The organism is Vibrio sp. B1ASS3, from assembly GCF_905175355.1.
Taxonomy (GTDB): domain Bacteria; phylum Pseudomonadota; class Gammaproteobacteria; order Enterobacterales; family Vibrionaceae; genus Vibrio; species Vibrio owensii.
Window position 1 is genome coordinate 1,797,515 of record NZ_HG992743.1, and the last position, 24,633, is coordinate 1,822,147.

Annotated in this window: 19 protein-coding genes; 15 read left to right on the top strand and 4 right to left on the bottom strand. The window is 47.5% G+C overall.

Annotation, left to right across the window (positions count from 1 at the left end):
• Nucleotides 1-26 precede the first annotated feature (26 nt).
• The 8 genes from KJB05_RS26280 to KJB05_RS26315 all read left to right on the top strand — a co-directional run bounded on the left by KJB05_RS26280 (nucleotide 27) and on the right by KJB05_RS26315 (nucleotide 14,460).
• The gene (locus KJB05_RS26280; RefSeq protein ID WP_208444639.1) at nucleotides 27-2,447 is read left to right on the top strand and encodes a GH92 family glycosyl hydrolase; all 2,421 of its coding nucleotides are present in this window, start codon (nucleotides 27-29) and stop codon (nucleotides 2,445-2,447) included.
• A 47-nt stretch (nucleotides 2,448-2,494) separates the two neighbouring features.
• On the top strand, nucleotides 2,495-5,200 hold the full coding sequence (locus KJB05_RS26285; protein ID WP_208444640.1) for a GH92 family glycosyl hydrolase: 2,706 nt from the start codon (nucleotides 2,495-2,497) through the stop codon (nucleotides 5,198-5,200).
• Nucleotides 5,201-5,272: 72 nt separating this feature from the next.
• Nucleotides 5,273-7,729 (top strand): GH92 family glycosyl hydrolase, encoded by a 2,457-nt coding sequence (locus KJB05_RS26290; protein ID WP_208444641.1) that lies wholly within the window; start codon nucleotides 5,273-5,275, stop codon nucleotides 7,727-7,729.
• 89 nt (nucleotides 7,730-7,818) lie between these two features.
• A complete protein-coding gene (locus KJB05_RS26295) occupies nucleotides 7,819-10,299 on the top strand; it encodes a GH92 family glycosyl hydrolase (protein ID WP_208444642.1) in 2,481 nt (826 codons plus the stop codon).
• Between the two features lie 216 nt (nucleotides 10,300-10,515).
• Nucleotides 10,516-12,078 (top strand): bifunctional UDP-sugar hydrolase/5'-nucleotidase, encoded by a 1,563-nt coding sequence (locus KJB05_RS26300; protein WP_208444643.1) that lies wholly within the window; start codon nucleotides 10,516-10,518, stop codon nucleotides 12,076-12,078.
• Nucleotides 12,079-12,112: 34 nt separating this feature from the next.
• Nucleotides 12,113-13,540 carry a hypothetical protein gene (locus tag KJB05_RS26305; protein WP_208444644.1) on the top strand — a complete coding sequence of 476 codons (1,428 nt, stop codon included), beginning with the start codon at nucleotides 12,113-12,115 and terminating at the stop codon, nucleotides 13,538-13,540.
• Between the two features lie 129 nt (nucleotides 13,541-13,669).
• The gene (locus KJB05_RS26310; protein ID WP_009706408.1) at nucleotides 13,670-13,849 is read left to right on the top strand and encodes a hypothetical protein; all 180 of its coding nucleotides are present in this window, start codon (nucleotides 13,670-13,672) and stop codon (nucleotides 13,847-13,849) included.
• 107 nt (nucleotides 13,850-13,956) lie between these two features.
• Entirely contained in the window at nucleotides 13,957-14,460 is a 504-nt protein-coding gene (locus tag KJB05_RS26315; protein WP_050567178.1) for an ankyrin repeat domain-containing protein, read from the top strand.
• A gap of 53 nt (nucleotides 14,461-14,513) precedes the next feature.
• Here the strand turns inward: KJB05_RS26315 and KJB05_RS26320 are convergent, their stop codons facing one another.
• A complete protein-coding gene (locus KJB05_RS26320; RefSeq protein ID WP_104038138.1) occupies nucleotides 14,514-14,879 on the bottom strand; it encodes a VOC family protein in 366 nt (121 codons plus the stop codon).
• A gap of 81 nt (nucleotides 14,880-14,960) precedes the next feature.
• Nucleotides 14,961-15,827 (bottom strand): LysR family transcriptional regulator, encoded by an 867-nt coding sequence (locus KJB05_RS26325; RefSeq protein ID WP_208444645.1) that lies wholly within the window; start codon nucleotides 15,825-15,827, stop codon nucleotides 14,961-14,963.
• A gap of 103 nt (nucleotides 15,828-15,930) precedes the next feature.
• Between KJB05_RS26325 and KJB05_RS26330 the strand changes: the two genes are divergently transcribed.
• A complete protein-coding gene (locus KJB05_RS26330; RefSeq protein ID WP_208444646.1) occupies nucleotides 15,931-16,542 on the top strand; it encodes a LysE family transporter in 612 nt (203 codons plus the stop codon).
• A gap of 108 nt (nucleotides 16,543-16,650) precedes the next feature.
• Nucleotides 16,651-17,013 (top strand): rhodanese-like domain-containing protein, encoded by a 363-nt coding sequence (locus tag KJB05_RS26335; protein ID WP_208444647.1) that lies wholly within the window; start codon nucleotides 16,651-16,653, stop codon nucleotides 17,011-17,013.
• 41 nt (nucleotides 17,014-17,054) lie between these two features.
• On the opposite strand, the gene KJB05_RS26340 is transcribed toward KJB05_RS26335, so the two are convergent.
• Nucleotides 17,055-18,416, bottom strand: a complete 1,362-nt coding sequence (locus tag KJB05_RS26340) for a serine hydrolase domain-containing protein (RefSeq protein ID WP_208444648.1) — start codon at nucleotides 18,414-18,416, stop codon at nucleotides 17,055-17,057.
• 93 nt (nucleotides 18,417-18,509) lie between these two features.
• Here KJB05_RS26340 and KJB05_RS26345 point away from each other — a divergent pair, with 93 nt between their 5' ends.
• The 5 genes from KJB05_RS26345 to KJB05_RS26365 all read left to right on the top strand — a co-directional run bounded on the left by KJB05_RS26345 (nucleotide 18,510) and on the right by KJB05_RS26365 (nucleotide 24,312).
• Nucleotides 18,510-19,478, top strand: coding sequence for an AraC family transcriptional regulator (locus tag KJB05_RS26345; RefSeq protein WP_208444649.1), 969 nt, complete (start codon nucleotides 18,510-18,512; stop codon nucleotides 19,476-19,478).
• Between the two features lie 105 nt (nucleotides 19,479-19,583).
• Nucleotides 19,584-20,486, top strand: a complete 903-nt coding sequence (locus tag KJB05_RS26350) for a LysR family transcriptional regulator (protein ID WP_208444650.1) — start codon at nucleotides 19,584-19,586, stop codon at nucleotides 20,484-20,486.
• A gap of 78 nt (nucleotides 20,487-20,564) precedes the next feature.
• Complete coding sequence (locus KJB05_RS26355) at nucleotides 20,565-21,560, top strand: linear amide C-N hydrolase (protein ID WP_208444651.1); 996 nt, start codon at nucleotides 20,565-20,567, stop codon at nucleotides 21,558-21,560.
• 231 nt (nucleotides 21,561-21,791) lie between these two features.
• Nucleotides 21,792-22,223 (top strand): DUF2000 domain-containing protein, encoded by a 432-nt coding sequence (locus tag KJB05_RS26360; RefSeq protein WP_208444652.1) that lies wholly within the window; start codon nucleotides 21,792-21,794, stop codon nucleotides 22,221-22,223.
• 340 nt (nucleotides 22,224-22,563) lie between these two features.
• Nucleotides 22,564-24,312 carry an ABC-F family ATP-binding cassette domain-containing protein gene (locus tag KJB05_RS26365; protein ID WP_208444653.1) on the top strand — a complete coding sequence of 583 codons (1,749 nt, stop codon included), beginning with the start codon at nucleotides 22,564-22,566 and terminating at the stop codon, nucleotides 24,310-24,312.
• Nucleotides 24,313-24,420: 108 nt separating this feature from the next.
• On the opposite strand, the gene KJB05_RS26370 is transcribed toward KJB05_RS26365, so the two are convergent.
• Entirely contained in the window at nucleotides 24,421-24,591 is a 171-nt protein-coding gene (locus KJB05_RS26370; protein WP_162998343.1) for a hypothetical protein, read from the bottom strand.
• Between the last annotated feature and the right edge of the window lie 42 nt (nucleotides 24,592-24,633).

The window sequence follows — 24,633 nt, forward strand, 5'->3', positions numbered from 1 at the left end:
ACGAATAACGACAAAACGGTATGCACATGTTTAAACGTAATCTTATCTCTTTGGCTATCCTGGTTGGTCTGACGGGTGGCTTGGCTGGCTGTAACAGCGACAACGATTCTTCCTCTTCACTACCGGGCGATCCAATTGTTGATCTTGCGGTATTGAAATACGTCGATCCTATGATCGGCACAGCAGCTTCTGGTCATACATTCCCGGGCGCGACGGTACCGGCAGGTATGGTTCAACTGTCTCCAGATACTTTCATCGGTTCTAACACTGATCACGAATCAGGACTTAACCCTTGGCACTCGGCATCTGGCTACTGGGATTCATCCAACTACGAAACTGGCGAAGTAGTTAACACTGACGTTCCGCTGTACGGCTTCTCCCATACTCACCTTTCAGGTACAGGCGCAACGGACTTAGGCGACATCTTGGTTCTGCCATACGCAGACATGGCAAACACACAACTGAACTCTTTCGACAAAGCCAATGAAGAAGCAAGCGCGGGCTACTACAAAACCAAGCTGAACCAAGGTCAAATCGAAGTGGAACTGAGCGCAACCAAACGCGTTGGTTTACACAAATACACCTTTGCTGATGGCGCAGACCGCAACGTGAAGTTCGATTTAGGTCATACCCTAATGAACAACAACGGCAAGTCTTTGAAGAACAAAGTAGAAGTGGTGGACGAATACACCATTCGCGGTCGTAAAACCTCAACTGGCTGGTTCCAAGGGCAAGATCACCAAGGTCAAGACATCTTCTTCTATGCGAAATTCAACCAACCAATCGCCAAAGCACTATTGGGTGAACAAGACAAAGAACCAACGCGCGAAATGCGTAATGGTGCGGTTTACTCAGGCGATGATCTAACGGCTTACCTAAACTTCGGCACAGGCAAAGAACCAATTGAAATCCGCGTGGGTATCTCTCCAGTTAACTGGCAAGGCGCACAGAAAAACTTAGAAGCGGAAACACCAAGTTTCGACCTAGCACAAGTGAAAGAAGACGCGGAATACGCGTGGGCTGAGAAGCTAGCGAAAATCAAAGTAGAAGGCGGCACAGACGCAGAGAAAACCAACTTCTACACCGGCATGTACCACATGATGATCGCACCAATCGAGTTCTACGATGTGGATGGTCAATACGTGGATATGCTTGGCACAGTGCGCACACTGAAAGATGGCGACACACCAAACTACTCGATTTACTCAACGTGGGATACGTTCCGCGCGGTTCACCCAATGTGGACCATCATCGACCCAGATCAAGCAACACTATACGTGAAAGACTTGATTCGTAAATCCAACGACGAGTTTGGTCTATTGCCGAAATGGGAAGGTCACGGCTCAGAAACCGGCACTATGATCGGCTATCCATCGGCTGCGATTCTGGGCGATGCGGTAACCAAAGGCTTGATTGATGCAGAGCAAGCTTACACCGCATCAGTGAAATCAGCTCGATACACACCGCATGAGTACCCACAGATTCATGACGACATCCTAAGCTCACTCATGGCAGGTCAGTTGAACTACCACGAGAAAGAACAGTGTGTTCGTTACCCGAACTGGAACTCAGTGTCGTACTCGTTGGAATTCTCATTCTACGATTGGACGATCGCAGAAATGGCGAAAGCCGCTGGCGATATGGACGCGTATGAAGAGTTCAAAGCTCGTTCTTACAACTCTTTGAAACACTGGGATGCAGAAGCAGGTAACGCAGACGGCACTGGCTTCTTTGTACCGACAGAACTGAAAGAAGGCGACCCATGTGCGCTGAAATACGCTTCAACTGACTTCGACCCTTACAAGTCTGACGCGTTCTACTACACAGAAGGCAACGCGTGGCAGTGGCAATGGGCGTTCATGCAAGACTTGGACAAGCTGACTGAAATCATGGGCGACACTCAAGGTCTGAATGACAAGCTGAACAACCTATTTACCGCCGATCCAAATGGCGGCGAAGCGCACCAAGACATGACTGGCTACATCGGTCAGTACATTCACGGTAATGAGCCTTCGCACCACGTCATCTACTTGTACAACCGTACTGAAGAGTCTTACAAGGCGCAGGAATACCTAGACCAAGTTTACGACCAGTTCTACAAACCGACGCCAGACGGCATCATCGGCAACGAAGACGTAGGTCAAATGTCGGCGTGGTACTTGATGTCAGCACTGGGCTTCTACCAAATCTCGCCAACCGATCCAACCTACAGCATCGGTCGTCCAATCTTCGACAAAGCGACGGTAGACATTGGTTCTGGCACGTTCACGGTAACGGCTGAGAACAACGGTCCAGACAACATGTACATCAAAGAAGTAACCATCAACGGTAAGCCTCTGGATGTGTACAACACCTTCCAGCACAGCGAATTCAAAGCAGGCGGCGAACTGCACTTCGTGATGACAGCTGACAAGTCTGAAGCAATGCAAGCCAACCTAGGCGAATAATGATTTTGAGGGGACCTGGTGTCCCCTTTTCTCGTGGAATAAAGACAATGAAACTAAAAAGAACCCTACTCTCTACTGCAGTGTTAACCGCCATGCTTGGTCTTGCTGGTTGTGGCAGCGACTCTGATCCAGAAACTCCAGTTGTCTCTACCCCTACTTTGGAATTCGTTGATACCTTGATCGGCACCAAAGGTCTTGGCAACGTCAACCCGTCTCCAGTTATGCCAGAAGGTATGATTCAACCGTCCCCAGATAACTTCGATCCAAACGGTTGGAATGGCAAAGGCTCGCCAGTCGAATACGATCCTGTGCACAGCCTGCTTTCTGGCTTCTCAATGACCCACATTTCTGGCGCAGGTAAAGGCGATTTAAACGACTTCGCCTTCTTGCCATACACAGGCTTCAATACCGATGCCGTGACCATGGATAAAAGCTCGGAAGTGGCCGAAGTTGGTTACTACTCGGTTGACCTTGTAGAAACAGGCGTAAAAGCTGAACTGTCGGCAACCGACCGCGTGGCGTTCCAGCGTTACACCTTCAAACCGGGTGAAGACCGCAAAGTACGCATCGACCTCCAACACGAACTGTTAGAGCAATACGGCAACCACTCTCGCAGCATTTACTACAAGCGCGTAAACGACACCACAGTCGTAGGCGCGCGTACCTCAAACGAATGGGGTCAATGGCAAACCGTGTTCTTCGCAGCAGAATTCTCTGATCCAATCATTGAAGAGAACCTGTACACCAAGCTGGCTTCTGAGAGCAAACTCACTCCAACTGACGCTACCGAAGTCGGCTTAGAAGATTACCGCGGCTACGCAGAGCACAAACCAATGCTGGGTGAACCAGAACCTGACCCAGAACGTTTGGCAAAACGCGCAAACGATGTCCTGACGCATTTGAACTTTGGCAAGAGCGATGAGCCATTGGTGGTCAAAGTAGCGATTTCTGGCACTGGCGTTGACGGCGCACTGAAAAACCTAGAAGCAGACACCAACGGTTGGGATTTCGACAACGTCGTACAACAAAACCGCGTGGCTTGGGAAAACATCCTTGGCGAGTTTGAACTGGAAGGCGGCAACAAAGCCGACAAGACCATGTTCTACACCTCGCTCTACCGTACGTTTGTTGCTCCATTCCTATACCAAGACGTGGATGGCAAATACCGTGGTATGGATGGCAAAGTGCACCAAGCAGAAGACGGCTTAGTGAACTACTCAGTGTACTCAATGTGGGATACCTTCCGCGCCGCACACCCCCTGAAAACCATCATCGACAAAGACCGCGCGATTGAACACGCACGCGATCTATTGAACAAATACCAAACGGGCGGCGTGCTGCCAAAATGGGAACTGCACTCGGATTACACCGGTGAAATGGTCGGTCATCCTGCGGTCTCGGTTATCGCCGATATCATGGTCAAACACCCAGAAGCCTTTACCGCTGCTGAGTTTGATTTGGCGTTAAAAGCTGCAGACGAAACAGTCAACTTCAACCTCGATAAAACAGAGAGCTGGGTGCCTTACCAAGATGCTTGGAACGGTGACAAACGCTTCACGATCATGACGCGTCACAACGACTACCAAGAAGACGTCGGCTTTATTCCAGCTAACACCAAATGGGCGCCGGATTCTGGTGACAAACCGGGTTACGTAGAAGGCTTAAAAGTCGATAAATACGACGAACTGGTGAACGAGTCAGTGTCTTACGGTCTTGAGAATGCTTACTACGACTGGTGTATCGCTCAGATCGCTAAACTTGCGGGCAACGACCAACAGTACGACCGCTACATGGCACGTTCTGAATCGTTCAAGAACTACTTCGATTACAACCCAGAGCAATACGGCAAACTGCAAGACACCAAAGGCAACGCATTGGGTGCGACGGGCTTTATGCGTCCGGCTTACATGAACAGCGGCAGCAAGGTTTGGGCAAACAACCTGAAAGCAGAATGTTTGGACGAGAACATGGCGCTGTCTATCCCAGACGGTATGGACTACAACGCCTGTAAAGACCGCAAAGCGCTGAATGAAAGTGACGTGTTCTGGCCTTACCGTGCTGAGCACCGAGGCGAAGACTTCACCGAAGGCAACACGTGGCAATGGACATGGTTTGCACCACACAACTTGAACGGTCTGGCCAACGTGATGGGTGGCGAGCACATCGACCGTACTGACTTCTCTCTTCCTGAAGACGTAACCGAACAAGGCAGAGCGGCATTCCTCGCTAACTTGAATGCGCTGTTTAATGCAGACTCCAACGCCGATACGAGCCAATCACACGACATGTCTGGCTACATCGGTCAGTTCGTGATGGGTAACGAGCCAGATCATCACGTGCCTTACCTCTACAACTGGACGGCAGAACCTTGGAAGACACAAGAAATCGTCGACCAAGCGATGAACGAGTTCTACCACCCAACGCATGAAGGCCTGATTGGTAACGAAGACGTCGGTCAGATGTCGGCGTGGTATGTGATGTCTGCATTGGGCTTCTACCAAGTCACTCCGGGCGAAGCAAGCTACACCATCGGTCGCCCTCTGTTCGACAAAGCCGTGATTCCAGTCGCGGACGGTAAATTCACCATCACCTCAGAAAACAACAGCCAAGAGAGCATCTACGTGAAGTCGGTGACCATCAACGGCAAACAATTGAGTGACAACTTCAGCTTCGTGCACAGCGATTTGAAAGACGGTGGTGAGCTGCATTTCGTCATGACTTCAGACAAATCCGAAGCGATGAAAGCGCAGTAACCGATACCTATCCAAATAACGAAAGGGGGCACCTAGCCCCCTAAAAAACTTCACTTCAGTGGAACCATAAAAATGAAACTAAAAAGAACCCTTATCTCTACCGCTATACTCGCTGCCATGTTTGGTCTTGCTGGTTGTAACAGTGATGACGACAACAGCAAATCTGGTACTCCATCCCTCGACATCACGCTAACCCAATACGTCAACCCATTGATTGGTACAGGCGCAGATGGTCACACCTTCCCTGGGGCGGTTGTGCCTTACGGTTTGGTACAACTTTCTCCTGATACCGAAATGGAAGGCTGGGGCTCTGCCGCTGGTTACTTCGACCACGGCAAACTGACTGAAATCCCAGTGTATGGCTTCTCCCACACTCACCTTTCTGGCACAGGCATTACCGACCTTGGCGATATCTTAGTTCTGCCTTTCACTAAGAAAGAAAACGCCGTTTTCAATACCTTCGATAAAGACAACGAAACCGCAGAAGCGGGTTACTACGCGGTTGAACTGAACAAAGGCGAAATCAAAGCTGAGCTAACTACCACGCAACGTGTTGGCTTCCACCGCTACACCTTCAAAGAAGGCACGACACCACACATCAAGTTCGATTTAGACCACACTCTCAATAAAGGTCACTTCAACAACCGCACCATGAAGGGCGACTTGGAGTTTATCGACGCTTACACCATCCGCGGTTTACGTAGCTCAAACGGCTGGGCGAACAACCAGCACGTGTACTTCTACGCCACCTTCAACCAACCTATCGTCAAAGCCATTGCTTTAGTTGACGGCGCAGAAACGGAAATCGATGTGAACAACGACAACATCGACGCAGTGAAAACCATCGCTTACCTAGAATTCGCACCATCATCAACACCGTTAGAAATCCAAGTAGGCTTGTCACCAACAGGTACAGAAGGTGCGGAGAAAAACCTAGAAGCAGAAGCAAAAGACGTGTCATTTGATACTGCGCGCGCTCAAGCCAACGACGCATGGCACCAAGAGCTTAGCCGCATGATGGTATCTGGTGGCACGGAAGATCAGAAAGAGATCTTCTACACCGCGCTTTACCACGCTTCTATCGCGCCAATGATTTTCCAAGATGTCGACGGCCAATACCCTGCGATGCGTACTCGCATTCAAAAAGACGCGGGCGACACACCAAACTACTCTGTGTATTCCATGTGGGATACTTTCCGCGCAGCCCACCCACTGAAAACCATCATCGATCCGGAACGTGCCGAAGAGTTTGCCAACGACCTGATTCGTAAATACGAAGACGGTGGCATCTTGCCGAAATGGGAACTACACAGCCACTACACGGGCACTATGATCGGCTTCCCTGCGGTTTCTATCATTGCTGACGCGATGGCGAAAGGTTTAGACATCGACCCACAACTTGCCAAAGAAGCGGCTGAGTTTACGGTGCGTTACCACGAGGCATCTGAATTCCCAGATTGGACGGAAGACAACAACATCGGCGCAGCAAACGTTGTGCAAGTGAAGGTGTACGAAGAAAACGGCTTTGTTCATCACGGCTACTGGAACAGTGCATCTTATACGCTTGAGTTTGCTTACGGTGACTGGGCAATGGCAGAAATCGCGCGCATGGCTGGCGATGTAAAACTGCAAGAAGAGTTTATGACTCGTGCCGACAACTGGCTTAACCATTGGGATGCAGAGACAGGATTCTTACGTCCGAAAAACCACCCGCTAAGCTCATCACCAAACAAACCGCCTTTGGAGTTCAACCAACCAATTGATGAAGAGCGTTTGGATGAGTGTGAAATGGTTGAGTGGCCAGAAGGCTCAGGCGTGATGAAAGAGAAATGCCCACTGCTGCCATTTGACCCTTACTACGTGGACGAGTTTGCCTACACCGAAGGGAACGCGTGGCAATGGAAGTTCCAACCAATGCACGATTTCAATCGCCTAAAACAAGAAATCTATCAAGCCGACTTGGCGCAAGGCAAAGACACCACGCCAGAGAAAGCGTTCCGTGAAGACTTGGACGAGCTATTCAACGCGCGTTCTTCAAACACAGGCGAAGAGCTGCCAGACCTAACGGGTTATATCGGTCAGTACATGCACGGTAACGAGCCATCGCACCACATTCCTTACCTATACGCGCTAACGGATGAGCCATGGAAAGCGCAAGAGTACCTAGACCGCATCATGTCAGAGATGTACACCAGCGAACCAACTGGTTTGATTGGGAACGAAGACGTGGGTCAGATGAGCTCTTGGTACTTGATGTCGGCAATGGGCTTCTACCAAGTGACGCCTGCGGATCCGGTCTACACCATCGGTCGTCCTATGTTTGATGAAATCACCATTCCAGTGGAAGGCGGCGAGTTCACAGTCATCGCAGACAACAACAGCCCACACAACAAGTACGTGAAGTCTGTAACCATCAACGGCAAACCGCTGGATGCCAACTTCACCTTCAAGCACAGCGAAATCAAAGCGGGCGGCGAGCTTCACTTCGTCATGACGGGTGACAAGCAAGAAGCGCTTCAAGCTCAGTAACGTTTTATGTAATTCGTGTTTAAAGAATAAGCAGATAGATTAACTCAGTGGCAGGAAGTGACGCGCTTCCTGCCTAAGGAATCAAGATTATGAACTTTACGAAAACCGCTATCGCCACCGCTGTGATTGCAAGTGTTATTGGTTTGGCTGGCTGCAACGATGACGACGATAACATCTCACCAAGCGTCGATACTTCCAACCTAAAATACGTCGACCCATTCATTGGTACCGGCTTTAACGGACACACCTTCCCGGGTCCTGTTGTGCCAGAAGGCATGGTGCAACTTTCTCCAGATACCGAGCTGATCGGCTGGCACTCTTCATCAGGTTACCACTTCGATAAAAAGACTCTATTTGGCTTTTCACACACTCACCTATCTGGCACGGGTATGGGCGGCTTAGGTGACATTCTGTTCCTGCCGTTTACCGAAGACAAAGCTAAATACATCGAAGACAGCGACGATTACCGCGAAGCGATTTCGGTCAAGATGGACAAAACCTCAGAAGTGGCAGAAGCGGGTTACTACTCGGTGAAAATTGCAGAGAACGGTATCAAAGCGGAGCTTACGGCTTCTGAACGTGTCGGCTTCCATCGTTACACCTACCCGCAAGGTCAACCACAACGTCTGAAGATAGACCTCAATTCCATCCTTAACAGCGACTGGGGTTCGACCTCTCTGCGCAACAAACTGACGGTGAGCGAAGACGGTCATACCATCACGGGCGAGCGCGATGCAGCGCACTTCTCTGGTTGGGCGAAAAACCAAAAAATCTTCTTCTATGCGACTTTCGATAAGAAGATCAAAGACGTCTACATCCTTGCCAACGGCGAACCTGTTGACGGCCTAACAGCAGAGCACGTTTCTGAATTGATTTACGATGACCAAGGCAATGCCATCAAACGTGTCAAAGCGGACGTCACTGCCTACATCGAATTTGAAGATGAAGTCTCACAAGAGTTGAATGCGCAAGTGGCGTTATCTGCGGTTGACCCACAAGGCGCAGAAAACAACTACGATGCTGAAGCAAATGTCTCTTTCGATACTGCGCGTAACAACGCACGTGAGAAATGGGCAAAAGCACTCAACTTCTCTATCGAAGGGGGCACAGAAGATCAGAAAGAGATCTTCTACACCGCGCTTTACCACACCAAGATTGCGCCGATGGTGCATCAAGACGTGGATGGTCGATTCCGTGGTATGGGCAAAGGCTCAATTCGTGAAGGCGAAGGGGAATACTCCATCGCTTACGATCAAGCAACGGAAGAGCAGCCAAACTTCTCGGTTTACTCTCTATGGGATACCCAACGTGCATTACACCCACTAAAAACCATCACAGAGCCAACCCGCGCGGTGCAATACGCGAAGAATCTAGTTCAGAAGTACACTGAAAGCGGCTTGCTGCCGAAGTGGGAGCACTTAGGTGACGAGACAGGCACCATGGTCGGCTACCCAGCGGTAGCAGTGATTGCGGATGCGATGACCAAATTCCCAGAAGAGTTTACTCAACAAGAGAAAGACCTGGCGCTGAAAGCAGCGATCGACTCTTCGACTTACGACAACTACCCAGCACTGCAAGCCGATTGGGATCAGGGCGTATTGGATCGCACTTTAACCAAGCACATCGATTACATTGAGAAAAACGGCTTCACACCTGCCATCCAACGTGTCGATGGTGAGCCAGTCTTTGAAGACTACACGGTTGAGTCTGTTTCTTACGGTCTGGAAAACGCGTTCTACGATTGGGCTATCGCACAAATCGCCAAAGCCGCGGGTGATACTCAAGCGGAAGAGCAATACCTTGAACGCTCAAAAGGCTACAAGAAGTACTTCGATTACAACCCAACGGAATACGCAGAACATGGCGTGACAGGCTTTATGCGCCCAGTGATGATTGATGAAACCTTCATGACGCCATTCGACCCATACGGCACAGAACACGAGACAGGCAACTACACCGAAGGTAACGCGTGGCAGTGGACTTGGTTTGTACCGCATGACATCGCAGGCTTAAAAACCATCATGGGTGGCGATGCTGAGTTCCAGAAGAACCTAGAAGCAACCTTCACCGCAGAAAGCCAAGGTACAGAAACACCGGATATGTCTGGTTTGATTGGTCAAGTTGCGTTTGGTAACGAACCTTCGCACCACATTCCTTACCTATTCAACTGGACCGCAGAACCTTGGAAGACACAACAAGTCGTCGACCACATTCTTGATGACATGTACTTTGCAGCGCCAGAAGGCGTCATTGGTAACGAAGACGTAGGCGCAATGTCCGCTTGGTATGTGATGTCTGCATTAGGCTTCTACCAAGTGAACGCGGCAGAACCTATCTACACTGTGGGTCGTCCGCTATTCGACAAAGCGGTGATTCCGGTGAAAGGCGGCACGTTCACCATCACCACAGAGAACAACGCCGATGACAACATGTACATCAAGTCTGTCACCATCAATGGCAAAGCTTTGGATAACGGTTTCTTCTTCGACCATTCCGAGTTCAAACCGGGTGGTGAGTTGCACTTCGTGATGACGGGCGAGCAATCTGAAGCGATGAAAGCGCCTCAATAAGCCTCTATGACTCTTACCTCTTCAAAGGTCAGTTCGCGAGAGCTGGCCTTTTGTTTTTAGCCTTTAATCTCCACCAACACAAACGATCACTTCGCGACAATTAATCATAAGCTCAGTAAATTTATGTGATCCAATTCAAGCGAACTAAACGTTTGCCTTTTTAAAGTTGTCCCGTTTCGCGAAACCCAACATTCATTCGACTTAACCGGATCAGCTATGAACACATTTTCTAAAAAGCCGTTACTTTGCGCCTTGGCTGCAATTTCTATCGGTGCTTCATTTTCTTCATTTGCGGAAATTCGCAATGTCACGCTGCTGCACACCAACGATATCGAGAGCGTTTACGAACCTGTAGATGCCTTTTGGAATCCAGACATCTCACACATCGGTGGTATTCCATATCTAGCCACGTTGATCAAACAAACCCGAGCGCAGGAAGAGACCAGTTTCTTGTTTGATGCGGGTGATATTTTCACGGGTTCACTTGCTAAGAAGACTCAAGGCAAGCTCTCTTTCGATTTGTACAGTGCAATGGGCTACGACGCGATTACGCTCGGCAACCATGAGTTTGAATACGGTTGGCAAACGCTGAAAGAGAACATGCCGAGAGCGGCTTACCCAGTGCTGAACGCCAACATCAAATTCGAGCAAAACAGTGCCCCATTTGCTTCGCCCTACACTATTATTGAGCGCGATGGCGTTCGTGTAGGCGTAATAGGTGTCATGGGCGTAGATGCGTTCTACAACACCATGTGGAAAGGCAACCGCAAGGGTTTAACCATTGATGACCCTATCGAAGTCACTCAATACTGGGTTGATAAGATTCGTGATGAAGTGGACATGATTGTCGTACTGACTCACCAAAACAAAACAGCGCCAATGCAAACCGACAAAGAAGCAGACCCAGAAGTGCAACGTGGTTTTGATGAAGACTACGACATGGCTGGCAAGCTAAAAGGCGTGGATGTGATCTTTGGTGGTCACTCAGACCATGGCTTGTGGAAGCCAGTTGTGCACCCGGAAACTGGCACCGTCATTGGTCTTACATTCGGTCAGGGCAAATACTTGGGTTACACCAAGTTCGCGGTGGATACAGAAAAGCACGACGTAAAACTGCTTGATGGCAAACTCATCCCTGTTGAATCCGACAAACTGGAACGAGACAAGAAAACCAGCGACCTTATCGCCAATGCACGCAGCAAATTCCCTGAGTTAAGCGAGCAACTGGCGACCATCAACGACACTGCTTACCGCCGTTACTACCGCGAATCAAACGTCGGTAACTTGGTGGCGGATATGATGCGTGAAGCAGCCAATGCCGATGTTGGTATGATCAGCTCTGGCAGTATTCGTGTCGACTTAAACAAAGGCCCAGTGACAATGGAAAACGTGATGGATCTTTTCCCATTCACGGATAAACTCTCGGTCGTGACATTAAGCGGTGAACAGCTGAAAGAACTGTTGGAATACAGCTACACCTTGCCTTACGGTCTGGCGCAATTCTCTGGTATCGAAGCGCGTTATAACAACGAAAAACCAGAGGGTCAACGCTTGGTGAGCCTAAATGTAAATGGCAAACCAGTAGACAATGCTGACTCATACAAAGTCGCGACTTACTCTTACGCAGCAAGTGGCGGTGACGGCTATCATGTGTTTGAGAAAGGCACGTTTGAATCGGAAGGCGATTCAGTAACACAAGTGTTGATTGACCAGTTCAAAGCGAAGAAACAAGTGACCGTACCGGAACTCGGTCGCCAAGTAGACGTAAGCCAAAACTAAATCCATACCGGACTTAGCTCGGAGAATAAGCACCATGACATTTCGTCAAGAATACAATGGCTGTAAGTCGTTTGGTTGCGCCAATTGCGGCGTACCTGACTTGCGCTTGTATTCGCGCTCAAACCGACTCGGTTACGATGCGTGGCATTGTTCTGAGTGTGGTGCTTATCCTCCTGTTTTGGTTAACGAGCCCATTCTCGCGTTAGCCAATCAACTGGAACAGCACGCCTTTAAATTCGATTTATTGCCTCAATGCCATTGTTCAAAAGCGTCTTGGCAACGTTTCGGACGCACAACCTCTAGCACCGAACGTGTGCAATGTCGGCAATGCAAAAAGACCGCAACGCTGATCAACTCAAGTAAAGCATCATCAAACCTGCAACCAATGCTGGATGCTTTGATTTCTGGCGTTCCTCCCCAAGAACTGCAACAGGTTTTGGGGCTCAATCACCGCGCGTTTTCTCTGCGGATGGAGCAATTGGCTGAGCTACTCAATACCTTCAGCCGTTTGTTTGAAGCGCAGCTTGATTTCTCAGTCCTACAAACTCGTTCGTTTCTTCAAGTCGCACGATCTGGATTTAGACACGATAGTCGCTCTCAAAGTAGCGCGCATATTTGGACACTATCGACGGCCGATGCCAAGACGGGATATGTACTGTTGATCAGTGATAACGCACTGATGGAGAAAGATTCGTTACCTGAAGACGTGCAAGAGCAGAGCCGTTATCGACTCACCAAGAAAGAGCTCGCTCCCACAGAAGAAGACGTACTGCTTCAAGCGCAGAAGACGTACGACAAGATCTTAAATCGCAGCCAGTTTGATCAACTCGGTTACTGCGATGCCCAACATGCCCAATCCAAGGAAGTGTTCTTAACTCGTCCTGTATTTGCCGCTCATGCTCACATGCAGAACTTAGCAAAGTATCTAAAATCTCAGCCACCAAAAGCCTTATTGCTAGAGCATGAAAGCTTTATTCGCGGCGCTGCGATTACCGCATTTACACCAAAAGTAACCAGTGGAAGCACGCATCTGTACTACTGCCATGTCACCTCGCGCAACGTGCACGACATTAACAAAAGCGGTAAACAAAACATGAGTTGGTGGGATGAAACGTGGCGACGCCTGAATATTGAAAATGCACTGGGCAAGTGGCAAATCGGCTTGGGTTTATTGACCAAAAAAGGCGAGCTCGATGATGCCACTATTCACTCCCTTTTCCCCACGCATCCAGATTGGAATTCGCGCTTCTGGCAACACTATACCGAATGGCTACAACCTAGCTACGCGTCTCACCTCAGCTTGGCTCGAATACAACAGTGGCAAAGCATTTATCGCTTTTTGCACAATTTCACACTGTGCCAGCATGAAATCAAAATTGGATCTCGATTCATCGAACCAAGCCAAGTTACTGACTTAGTTGACTTCATAAACCATTATTCACTAACAAGTGAACAACCATAAGCATCTGATTAAAAATGCTTTTTTATTGATAATGGCATTTTCATTTTTGGCTCTTTGTACAATGCCGTATTGCAGGTTAGAGAACTCTGTAATGTATAGTTTTCCGAATGATAAAAAGGACGAACTATCATGAAAGACTATGACGATGGCGGGCTTCAATTAGTTGACGAAGTCGTTGGCAAAGGCAAGCTGGCATTTATCAATAACATCCCATTTGACCAAAACCCCTACCCAATCGTGACCCTTGAGTTCATGAGTTGGTGGTACGGTTGGTTGCTAGAAGAAGAACGCCAAACCATGGCTGCGTAAACCGCGTAATGACACCTTATTTCCACAATTAAACCGTTTCCAAGTTTACCTAATGCCAACAAGCGTCAGGTGCGCTTGCGGCTTTTTATTTTTAAATACAGGTAGATATGGACATCAATACAACAATTAGAACCACAATCTTTACCCTATCGTTTATCACAACTTCATTCGCACTGTTTTTGAAGCATTCACTCACCGAAGAACGAATGATGTTGTGCGCATTAGGAAATGATATTCCAGTGTTTGATAGCGAAGATTGCTTATTCTATTTTGAGACGTTTGGCGTTTCGCAAGATTTACTAAGCTTAGTCGAGTATCAATATGGTATTTCGTCGATTCTAAGTGGTGACAGTCATAGCCGCTTTCGTATGGCAAACACCTTAATCGCACATGGGTTTGACGTAAATTGGCTGAACGAAAGTAACAGTCCACCTCTGCACTCCGCCATCATTCATGATGATTTCGAAGCGTTTAAATGGCTAATGCAGCAAGGGGCAAACAAAGATCTTTATTGCCCTAAAGTAGGAAAGAACGCCACTGAGTTTTTGGATTGGATTTACACCGAGAACCCGACCGCCAATCGCGGCGCTATGTATGCGCTATTGCACTAGAGCAAAAACAAAGGGAGCCGCTCGCTCCCTTTGTTGTTTTTATACAGTTGAAATTAATCGATATTCTGACCAATTCGCCACAGCACGCCACTAGGATCGTGCAAACAGAATTCTCGCATCTTCCAAGGTTGATCAACCAGCTCCGTCATCTTGGCTCCGAATGATTCCAGATCGACATTCGAAACATGTTCATGCCAGCTGGCAACATCTTCCACCAACAAATGCATCATGAAATTATTGCAGTGTTTTGGCTCATAAAAATCTTGCAGCAAGAATGAGCAACTGCCCTTGAAGAAGTACGCCACACCACCAAAATCCGAAGGCATCTCAAAACCCAATGCCTGATAAAAGCGCTTTGATAGCTCGTAATCTTTCGCAGGAACAAAAGATTTAATTTCAACAATATTGAGGTTTTCCATTCCCTAAGTTTCCATTGTGTAGCACATATTTAACCACTCTAGGTAACTCAACGCGCCCTGACTAGGATCTCTCTGAATTTCTTAGGGGTAAGGCACACACTCCGCCATTTGGGTTTGCAGCCAAAGCACAAATTTTTGCTCCAATTCAGAGTGAGTCTTATCTTGAGTCAACAAGACATAGTCATGCCCTGACGGCACAAAACCAAATGGTGCAACGAGATTGCCACGTTCGAGATCGTCCATCACCAAAGGATAAGAGCCCATCGCCGCGCCTAAGCCGTCGACTGCTGCTTGAATGCAGAAATAGAAATGCGCGAAAGACTGTTCTGCTTTTCCGCTTATCGACGCACCACCAGAGCGCTGAATCCATTCTTGCCAAGCTTCGGGTCTGGTTTGGCTGTGTAATAACTTCACGGAGTTCAAATCACTTTTCACTTGCTGCCAGTATTCAGGTGAAAACACGGGCCCCACCCACTCTTCCACTAACTTGGTTTTTGGGTAGTGATACAAAGGCTCAAAGTCATCTCGACGAATCGCCATAGCAAGACCCGTCGAGCCAAGCGTTACAGGTCCTCCCGCAGTCGAAAGACGAACATCTGCGTCACAACCATCATTAAACGCGGAAAGCCTTGGCATCAACCAACGCATGGTTAACGTTGGCTCACAAGAGACTTCAAGGTATTGATGCTTTTCCTGCACCAGCTTGTTCACGCCAGTTTCCAGCGCTTGGAATGCTTGCTCGGTGTAGCTTTTCAGCATCTCACCCTCTTCAGTGAGCAGCATATTACGCCCCTGTTTGTAGAACAGAGGTTGAGCCAGATAGGTTTCCAACACTTTGATCTGCTTACTCACTGCGCCATGCGTAATATTGAGCTTGTTTGCTGCTTCACTAAAACTCGCAGACGATGCCGCGACATGGAAAACATGGAAGGATTTAAGATGCCTCATCTGTGACTTTTTCTCACACTTAGCAGAATTTGTTTCGATTATAGTCTCCGAACTCTCGACCTACAATTGCCCCATTCATAACAACGAAGAAATAGGAAACACTATGGAGCTTTTCAGCCTTGCCTTATTAGGCATACTCCTCGTTATCAGTCCCGGCGCCGATTTTGTATTGGTTCTTAGAAATAGCCTCAACAATGGCAGACAAGCGGGGATTTGGAGTGCCGTGGGCATTAGTCTTGCGATTTCGGTACACATTACCTATTCCTTGCTCGGTATCAGTTACTTAATTTCACAGAACGAATGGTTGTTCAGTTTGATTCGCTACCTAGGCGCGGCTTATCTGATCTATCTCGGATTGAAAGGGGTTTTTGGGGCTGATTCTCAACAGAAGATAGAGGGGGAAACACAACAAAGCATCTCCATTTGGCAGTTCTTTTTCCAAGGCTTTTTGTGCAACGTACTTAACCCAAAAACCATGTTGTTCTTCTTGAGTATCTTTAGCCAAGTCATCGACCCGAATGCAGCATCACAGCACCTAGCTTTAGGTTACGGTGTCTACATGATTGCGTTACACGGTATTTGGTTTTCTATGGTTGCCATCTTGTTCACCTCACCGCGATTACAGAGCTTATTACTGCGCGTGAAACATAGGTTGAATCAAGCTTGTGGCGCTGGCTTATTGGTGTTTGGTGCCATGTTAGGATTGAAGTCATAACACGCTGAGTTACGACATTTCGACCGATACCACATCGAAGTTTGATAATCGCACGTATAATCTTCATCAGAACGATTAAGGGCAATTGACCTTGAGGAAAGGAACTCAATGAAAAAACTACTTCTGATTGTATTCACTTGTTTGAGCTTAGCTTTCACCGCACCATCGGCATTTGCTTCTGAACGTGCAGAGCAAGGTTGGCAATGGATTGAGCAAGGCGCAATGATTGTCGATGTGCGTACGCCACAAGAGTTTTCCGATGGTCACTTGGACAATGCGGTTAACTTCCCACTTTCAGAGTTAGATAAACACTTTGCTAATGTCGATAAAGACACGCAAATCGTGCTCTACTGCCGCAGCGGTAATCGCTCAGGGCAAGCTTATCAATACCTGCAATCACAAGGGTTTACCAACCTTCATAACGCGGGTGGCTTGGTTGAGATGCAGCAAGCGAAGTCTTATTCCGAATAAAAACCTAAAAGAGGCTCCGTCGAGCCTCTTTGTCATTTCTCTTATTTATCAGCCAATAACTTGGCAGCAGAGCGCATTAATGCAGGTGCTTTGATTTCACCATAGCCCGAATGGTACGGATTATTTGAGAACACCACGCCAACGAAATCACGTTTAGGATCGATGTAAATCATCTGTCCTAGGTTGCCACTCTTCGCCATGGCTCCATCTTCAAAAATGAAATCGAAATGGTACGAGTTGTACTGTGCTTTCTCATTGAATGAATGTAGCGAACTCACCTCTTTCGCTGTGCCGACAAATGCGTTGTGGTCACCATTATTTAAAATGCGATCGATAACAGCAGGAGAAATCACTGCCTCATCGGCAACCGCATTCCAACTTGGCGTAAACAATATCCCCCAGCGTGCCATGTCTTCTAAGGTTGTCGATACGAGACCAACCGCAATTGCCATACCATCTGGCGTTTGATTAATCATCATTGGTTGGCGTGCTTTGACTTTAGACCAAACGCGATCTTCGAATACTTTAGTCCAAGTCGTTCCCTCGATATTCTCTACAATTTGCGTCAGAACAATCGTATTCATCGACGCATAACGGAAATGCTCACCAGCCTCTTCGTTTGGTAACTTATGCGTATCTAAGGCCACATCCAACCAACTTTCAAGCTTGCCAGTCGAGTAACGTGGCGAACCAAACGCTGAAGCAAAGAAGCGAACCACTGGAGAGTCAGGGGTCATGATCGACTCACCGGTTTCCTCATTGTCCAAACCTGTCGCATGATTGAGTGCATTTAGTACTGACACATCATCCCATACCGTTCCCTTTAACTCTGGAACGTACTCAGAAACCGGTTTGTTTTGGTCAACTTTTCCCTCTTCTACCAGCATCGCTATCACAGCACCCACTGTGGTTTTCGCCGCAGACGCCCAAATATGACGGTCAGTCGGCTTCATTCCCGGATACGCTTCATAAACAATTTTACCTTTGTGAATCAGCATGAAACCCTGAGTACGAAACTGAGGATCAGCCAAGTACTGATCCATGGTCATTTCGCCTTTTGTTTCTGTTTCGACTTTAAGGCTGCCGAGTTCTGGGTTAATGGCTTTGACTAATGGCTGGTATTCATGGCTTGGAGAGGCAACCGCCGTCGGCATAAACTCACTCATGTGCATGTTGTAGTAAAGGGAGTGGTCACCGCCCATTTGCCAATGAAAGTTATTGAACTGCTCACGAGCCGAATCTACAAACTGATTGGAATAAGGTTGTTTTGCAGCGCTCACAGGTAAAGTCACTTGCGCCCCCTCTGCCTTTAGTGCGGCTTTGACTGGGTTTTCGTCGGCTGCGAATGCAGGTTGGCTAAGAACGATGGCGCTTAAAATTAGGGTACTTGGTTTGAGTGTCATATGTGCATCTCCCGTGTTGTCTTGGGAGAACTATACTGATACCGTGAGGAACAAATTAGGTCATTTCCCGCCATATTATCTAACGAGAAAAGAATGCCTGAAAACATCAATATCACTCAGACTAACAACTTATTGCCCTTTATTAGTTACTTTGACTCAAAGGGCATTGAATGGAAGTCGGCGGCTCGTCTACATAACATTCCTGAAGATATTGACGTTCAACCTAACTGGGTTCCCACTCATCAAGTGATGGCGTTTTTAATGGCAATGATGAGGGAGAGTAAAAAGCGGATTGGCATTGAGGTAGGACGCCTGATTACGCTTGAACAAATCTCTCCAGAATTACATCAAACACTGTCGAATTGCCATGATTTAGGCGATGCACTGCATAAGCTGATTGAGATAATGCCGACACTCAATAGTCACGTAATGGTCTGGGTCGAAAACATTCAAGATCAATGGTTTCTGTGTCATCGAGGAGCCTATCACCCATCAACAATTGGTTTTGATCAAGCCGAATGGTTTCGTAGCTTTGCGCTACTATCAATGTGTCGTATGTTCATCGGAGAGGCTTGGCAACCACAGCAGGTCTGGATGAGCTCTGCAGAACACCTCAGCTCAAAGTTGCCAGCCACGTTTGACAACACCGAGTTTCTGTTTGAAAAAGACTATGGCGCAATCGCGATAAATTTACCGAGCAACTTCGTCCCAATTGATAGGCAAACTCTAACCACAGACTGGTTGGACAAAGTCGAACAGTTGATTGCTACCTACGCTGTGTTGCCTTGGTTTAATATCGACTGGTTTGTCAAACTGATTGGCACCTCTTCTCGGTCATTGCAACGCCAACTTCACATGCGCTGTACGAGCTTTCGAACACTGCGAGATCAAGCAAGATGCCGCTCAGCCAAAGTACTACTTACGCAAGGACAACTCACTCCATTTGAAACGGCTTGGCAATGTGGTTACAACGACCTCTCCAATTTTAATCGTGCTTTCAAAGCTTGGACGGGACAAACACCTGCTCAATATCGCAATGGTTATCTAGCTTCCGCTCGTTGAATCGTAGAGAACTCTCAACTCATCACAACTTGCTCTTCTCTGTCTGGACTCTGCTTGGGTCTTACATTAGGTTTGAATAAGACACTTTTGTAGGACCAAACCATCATGCACATCAGTTATGAGCAAGTCACCGCCTTTGTCGCTGTTGCGGAATGTGGCTCCTTTAGCGCTGCAGCAAAACAATTAAATAAGCATCGCACGACGCTTGGCCAAGTGATCACCAATCTCGAAATTGAAATCAACATGACCTTGTTTGATCGTTCGACCCGCTATCCTCAATTGACGGAAGAAGGCTTAGCACTGTATCAACATGCTAAAAACCTAGCGGAAACGACCAAGTCTTTTGAGCGTCTTTGCCAGAGCACCGAACAAGGGAACGAGAGCCAAATTACGATCTGCCATAGTGAATTGGTGCCAGGAAAACTGATTCAAGATGTGATGATTGGGATTCGCAAAAAATTCCCGTTGGTCAAAGTGAACTGGCTTCACAAAAACAATAACGAAACAAAAGCTCTGTTCGAACAAGATGCCGCAGACCTTGGTGTCATGCTTGTTCCGACGGGCAATGCCACGACAGCATTCAGCTACACCTATCTGCTCAATCTTCCGTTTGTTGTGTGTGCCACCAGCGAATTTATTACGCACCATCAGATTGTTGACCTCACCTCTCTAAAGCGAGCAAGGCAACTGTTGATGGCGGATTTTCACCATACTGGCATCGCGCAGACGCTGACGATATCGAATCTCGCACAACAAATCGAAAGTGTGAATGTACTCAAAAACCTGTTAGTCGCTGGTGATGGCTGGGCAATTGTCCCGACCCATTGCGTGGAGGAGCTTTTAGCCACCCAGCAATTACAGACCATTGAGATAGACGAACTCCATGCCGTACTTCAGTTCCCCATCAACCTTTGGCAACACAACCGCTTAGCCGGTCCTGTCACGCGAGAAATGATTCGACTGTTTAAAGAACACAGCCATGCTCATAGCATTCAAAGTGAGGATTGAATACTCACAACGTGATTTAAGCTTTTTAGTTTTCCACCTTACACTCCAAATCGTTCCTAAACATGAATCGGAGTTACTATGAAATTGAAAGCAATCACCCTAGCTCTTCTTGCTGGCACTCTTACTACTGGTGTAGCGCACGCTTGTACCTCAGTCGCATGGAACACCGACTTGGGCACTTTCACTTCTAGAACGATGGATTGGATGGAATCAACCTCACCCGTGCTAGGTACCATTAACAAAGGCGACGTTCGTTCGCTTCAAGGTAATGGGCTAGGCAATACCTACACGGTGAAATACGACATGGTTGCGGTACTGGCTTATGGTGAATTGGTGGCCGACGGCGTAAACAGCGAAGGCATGCAAGTCAACGCTCTGTTCTATCCAGGCATGACCATGAAACAGGCGGAAACAGGGTCAGAAGTCACGCAATTTACCATCGCTGAGTACTTACTTGCCAATTATGCGAATGTCGGTGAGGTCGTTAAAGCTCTGCCAACACTAGACTTCGCATCAATTCCTATGGAGGGCATGCCTGTTGAAATGAAACTACACTGGTCTGTCACAGATAAGAGCGGTGACCGCTTAGTGATTGAGATGGATGAAGATGGCTTGCACACCTACCGTGGCGAAGAAGCGATGGTAATGACGAACGACCCTTCGATGAAAGAGCACATCGAAATGCGCAAGAAGGTTCAACCAACGTGGGAAAACGCGAGTCGTGATACTGACTATGGCTCCATTGGTAACGGCAACTCGCACAGTCGCTTTGTTCACGCGAGCTACTTTATGAGCAAACTCACCGAGCCGACCAGCATCACAAACGGGATGATGAAGCTGTCGACTGTTCCTTACCGTGTGCCTGCAGATGCGCCATACAAAGACTTTGGCAACGGCAATGGAATGTCTAGCTACGCGACAGAATGGACTATGACACAAAGCTTGGATACTGGTGACAGCGTGTTCGAATACAACTTTGAAGAAAACTGGAACACGGTGAAATTCAACGTTTATGAAATGATGGGCAAAGATTTCCGCTTGCCACTGACTAAGTCATTTATGGCGAAGTTCTAGTCGCTGACAAAGAACTGAGCGCCATTTCGCACTCTAACAAAAGCACCGCAATGTCGGTGCTTTTTTTTATAATCTTCACCCGAACAGTTATTGCATGAAAAACGATTACATCGGTCGTTTATTGCAAACTTGGCTTTCCGAAAGCAATGTTAGAAACAAAATTGCGCGTGCGAGGAAATACAATGGAGACAGCTAAACAGTATTCAGATCTATAGAAAAACGAGGTCCTCCATGAATCAACTTCCCGACGAAAACCAAAAACGATTTGTTGCCGTAATCAGTAAAAAAGTCGAAGTGGGACGCGCCGTTAACGTATTAGGACATTTGAGCGTAAGCCTTGCGAATCAACTTTCTGATGACGACGCAGTCTACACCGACTATCACGACCTTGATGGTAATCTTCATCCAAATATCTCTCACTATCCGTTTATCGTCTTGAGAGCGGACAACTCCAACAAAATCAGAAAGCTTCGCCAAGAAGCACTCGATAAAAGCATCCCCTTCTCCGACTTTACTCACACCATGGTAGAAGGCGGCTCTGAAGTTCAACAGCAAACCACCAAAAACACACCAGAAGCCGAGTTAGAATACTTGGGTATTTGTTTGTTCGGCGAGACTGAAACTCTTCGAGAATTGACCAAGAAGTTCAGCTTATATCGTTAAAAGCGCGTGATACCTTGGTGATCCTCTCATCATTTTTTCATCAAGCTATCTGTACATTGCCACTTTTAGGGTTAGAATCTAGCGCATCTATCAACCAAAAGTGGCAACACTTACAACGAAATTAAGGAGGAATTTATGTCTTTGTGGTGTTCAATCAACCCACGTTTTTATGGCATGAAGGACCGCTCAAGAGTTTCAGATTTCGCGCTGCGATAATCTCGACTTGAGCGAATAATTACCTTTCGACGAAAACACGTCACCCGAGTACTTTCCCTCAAGCTCGAAGAATTATTGTCAGCTATGACAACGGCGTCTTGCGCCCAAAATTCTTGAGAACACTATGAGTACTTTTTTAACTGCACAATCACTAACCCTTTCTCACACAGCAACACCAATCTTCAAAGATGTAACGTTTACGATTCATCGTGGCGACAAAATTGGTCTTATCGGTCATAACGGCTGTGGTAAAAGCTCCCTACTCAAACTGCTTAGCGGTCCATTTAAACCAAGCCAAGGCACGGTTGCCAAAGCCAGTTCATGTTTGATGCGTTATGTTGACCAGCATTTACCTGAGTCTTTAAGCACACATTCCGTATTGGACGCGTTAGCGGAATCCTTATCCGATGATGAGATTTGGCGCGCCGAACTCTTATTGGATGAACTCGGATTTTCGACCACAGAACGACACATGCCGGTTGAGAATTGCAGCGGAGGTCAGCAAATGCGACTCCTGCTTGCTCGTGCGATTATCCATCAACCTGACTTACTGCTTCTGGATGAACCAAGCAACCACTTGGACTTGCCATCGCTCCTTTGGCTAGAGCAATTCCTATCGAACTGGAAAGACTCATTCGTATTGGTATCTCACGATCAAACCTTACTCGATCGCGTCACCAACACCACTTGGGTCATGCGAGATCGCTCTCTGCATCATTTCTCTCTGCCTTGTTCTCAAGCAAGACAAGCATTGAAAGAGAAAGATGAAGCCGATCAACTTCGCCATGCCAGCGAGCAGAAAGAGATCGACCGAATCGAAAAAAGCGCCAAGCGTTTAGCCACTTGGGGCAAAGTCTACGACAACGAAGATCTTGCTCGAAAAGCCAAGACGATGTTTGCGCGCAAAGAGCGTTTAGAAGAAGAGCAAACCGAGCTGACAGAAGGCACACCGTGGGCGCTACAACTTCAAGGTGAGTCAATGCCAGCAAATCGACTGTTAGAGGTTCTGCCTTTCTCAGTAACACCACCAAACAGTGATTATCACTTGTTTGATATGGCAGAAATGCGCGTGAAAAGTGGCGACCGGATTGCCGTTCTAGGCAGTAATGGTTGCGGTAAATCGACTTTGTTGAATCTGCTTTATCGTCAGTATGAAGCCATCCAAGCCAACCTAGGCAACCAACATGAGAGTGTGACTTTCCACGATCGTTGTCGCTTGGGTTACTACGATCAATCTCTAAGGCAACTCGACGATCATCAATCCATCACGTATGCGTTGCAGTCGTTTGCCAGCATAAGCATTGAACAGGCAAAACGTTCGCTAATTGGTGCAGGATTCGAGTACGCAAGACACGAACAGAAAGTCGTCAGTCTAAGTGGTGGAGAGCGAGCAAGGCTGCTGTTTGTTGGCTTAACCCTCGCTCGTTATCACATGTTGTTTTTAGATGAACCGACCAACCATTTGGATATGGAAGGCAAAGAAGAGCTGATTGAAACTCTGCAAAACTTCGAAGGTGCCGCCTTATTGGTGAGTCACGACCGAAGCCTGATAGAGCAAAGCTGTAATCGATTCTGGTTTATTGAAAATGGCTTACTGACGGAGTATTTAAGCGCGGAAGAGGTGTATCAACGCGTAACTGATACAGCACCGAAATCAGCCATCTCGCATCATTGCAATGAAGTAATGTCGATGGAAACAAACACCGCGTCTGATGAGCAATCCGAAGAGCAAATGCTAGAAAGACTGTTGGAGCTGGAAAGCTTGCTGGAAAGCTTGCTGGAAGCCGATTTAGGGCGGAAAGCCAAACATCAAAAACCAGCGATGCAAAAACAGTGGCAGCAAGAGATAGAGGAAATTACGGCGCAGCTATAAAAACAAAAGGCACCATCAATTGGTGCCTTTCTACTTGCTACTTTCTATTTTCTGTTTTCTGTTTTCTGTTTTCTGTTTTCTGTTTTCTGTTTTCTAGGAAGGAGCTTATTAGTCTTTTTCGAACGTCGCTACCGTCTTAATCACGCCAGACATCATTTCGTTAGCGTCTGATTTCTTAGCCGAACTTTGCATGGTTTGAGTGTTTTGACGCAAGCGTTCACGCAATGCTTCTAGTTCCTTTTGTGTATCCGATAATTCCGCAGATTGGTTGTTACTCATCTTATTCTCTACTTGTGCTTGACGATTAATGGAGCGATTGTC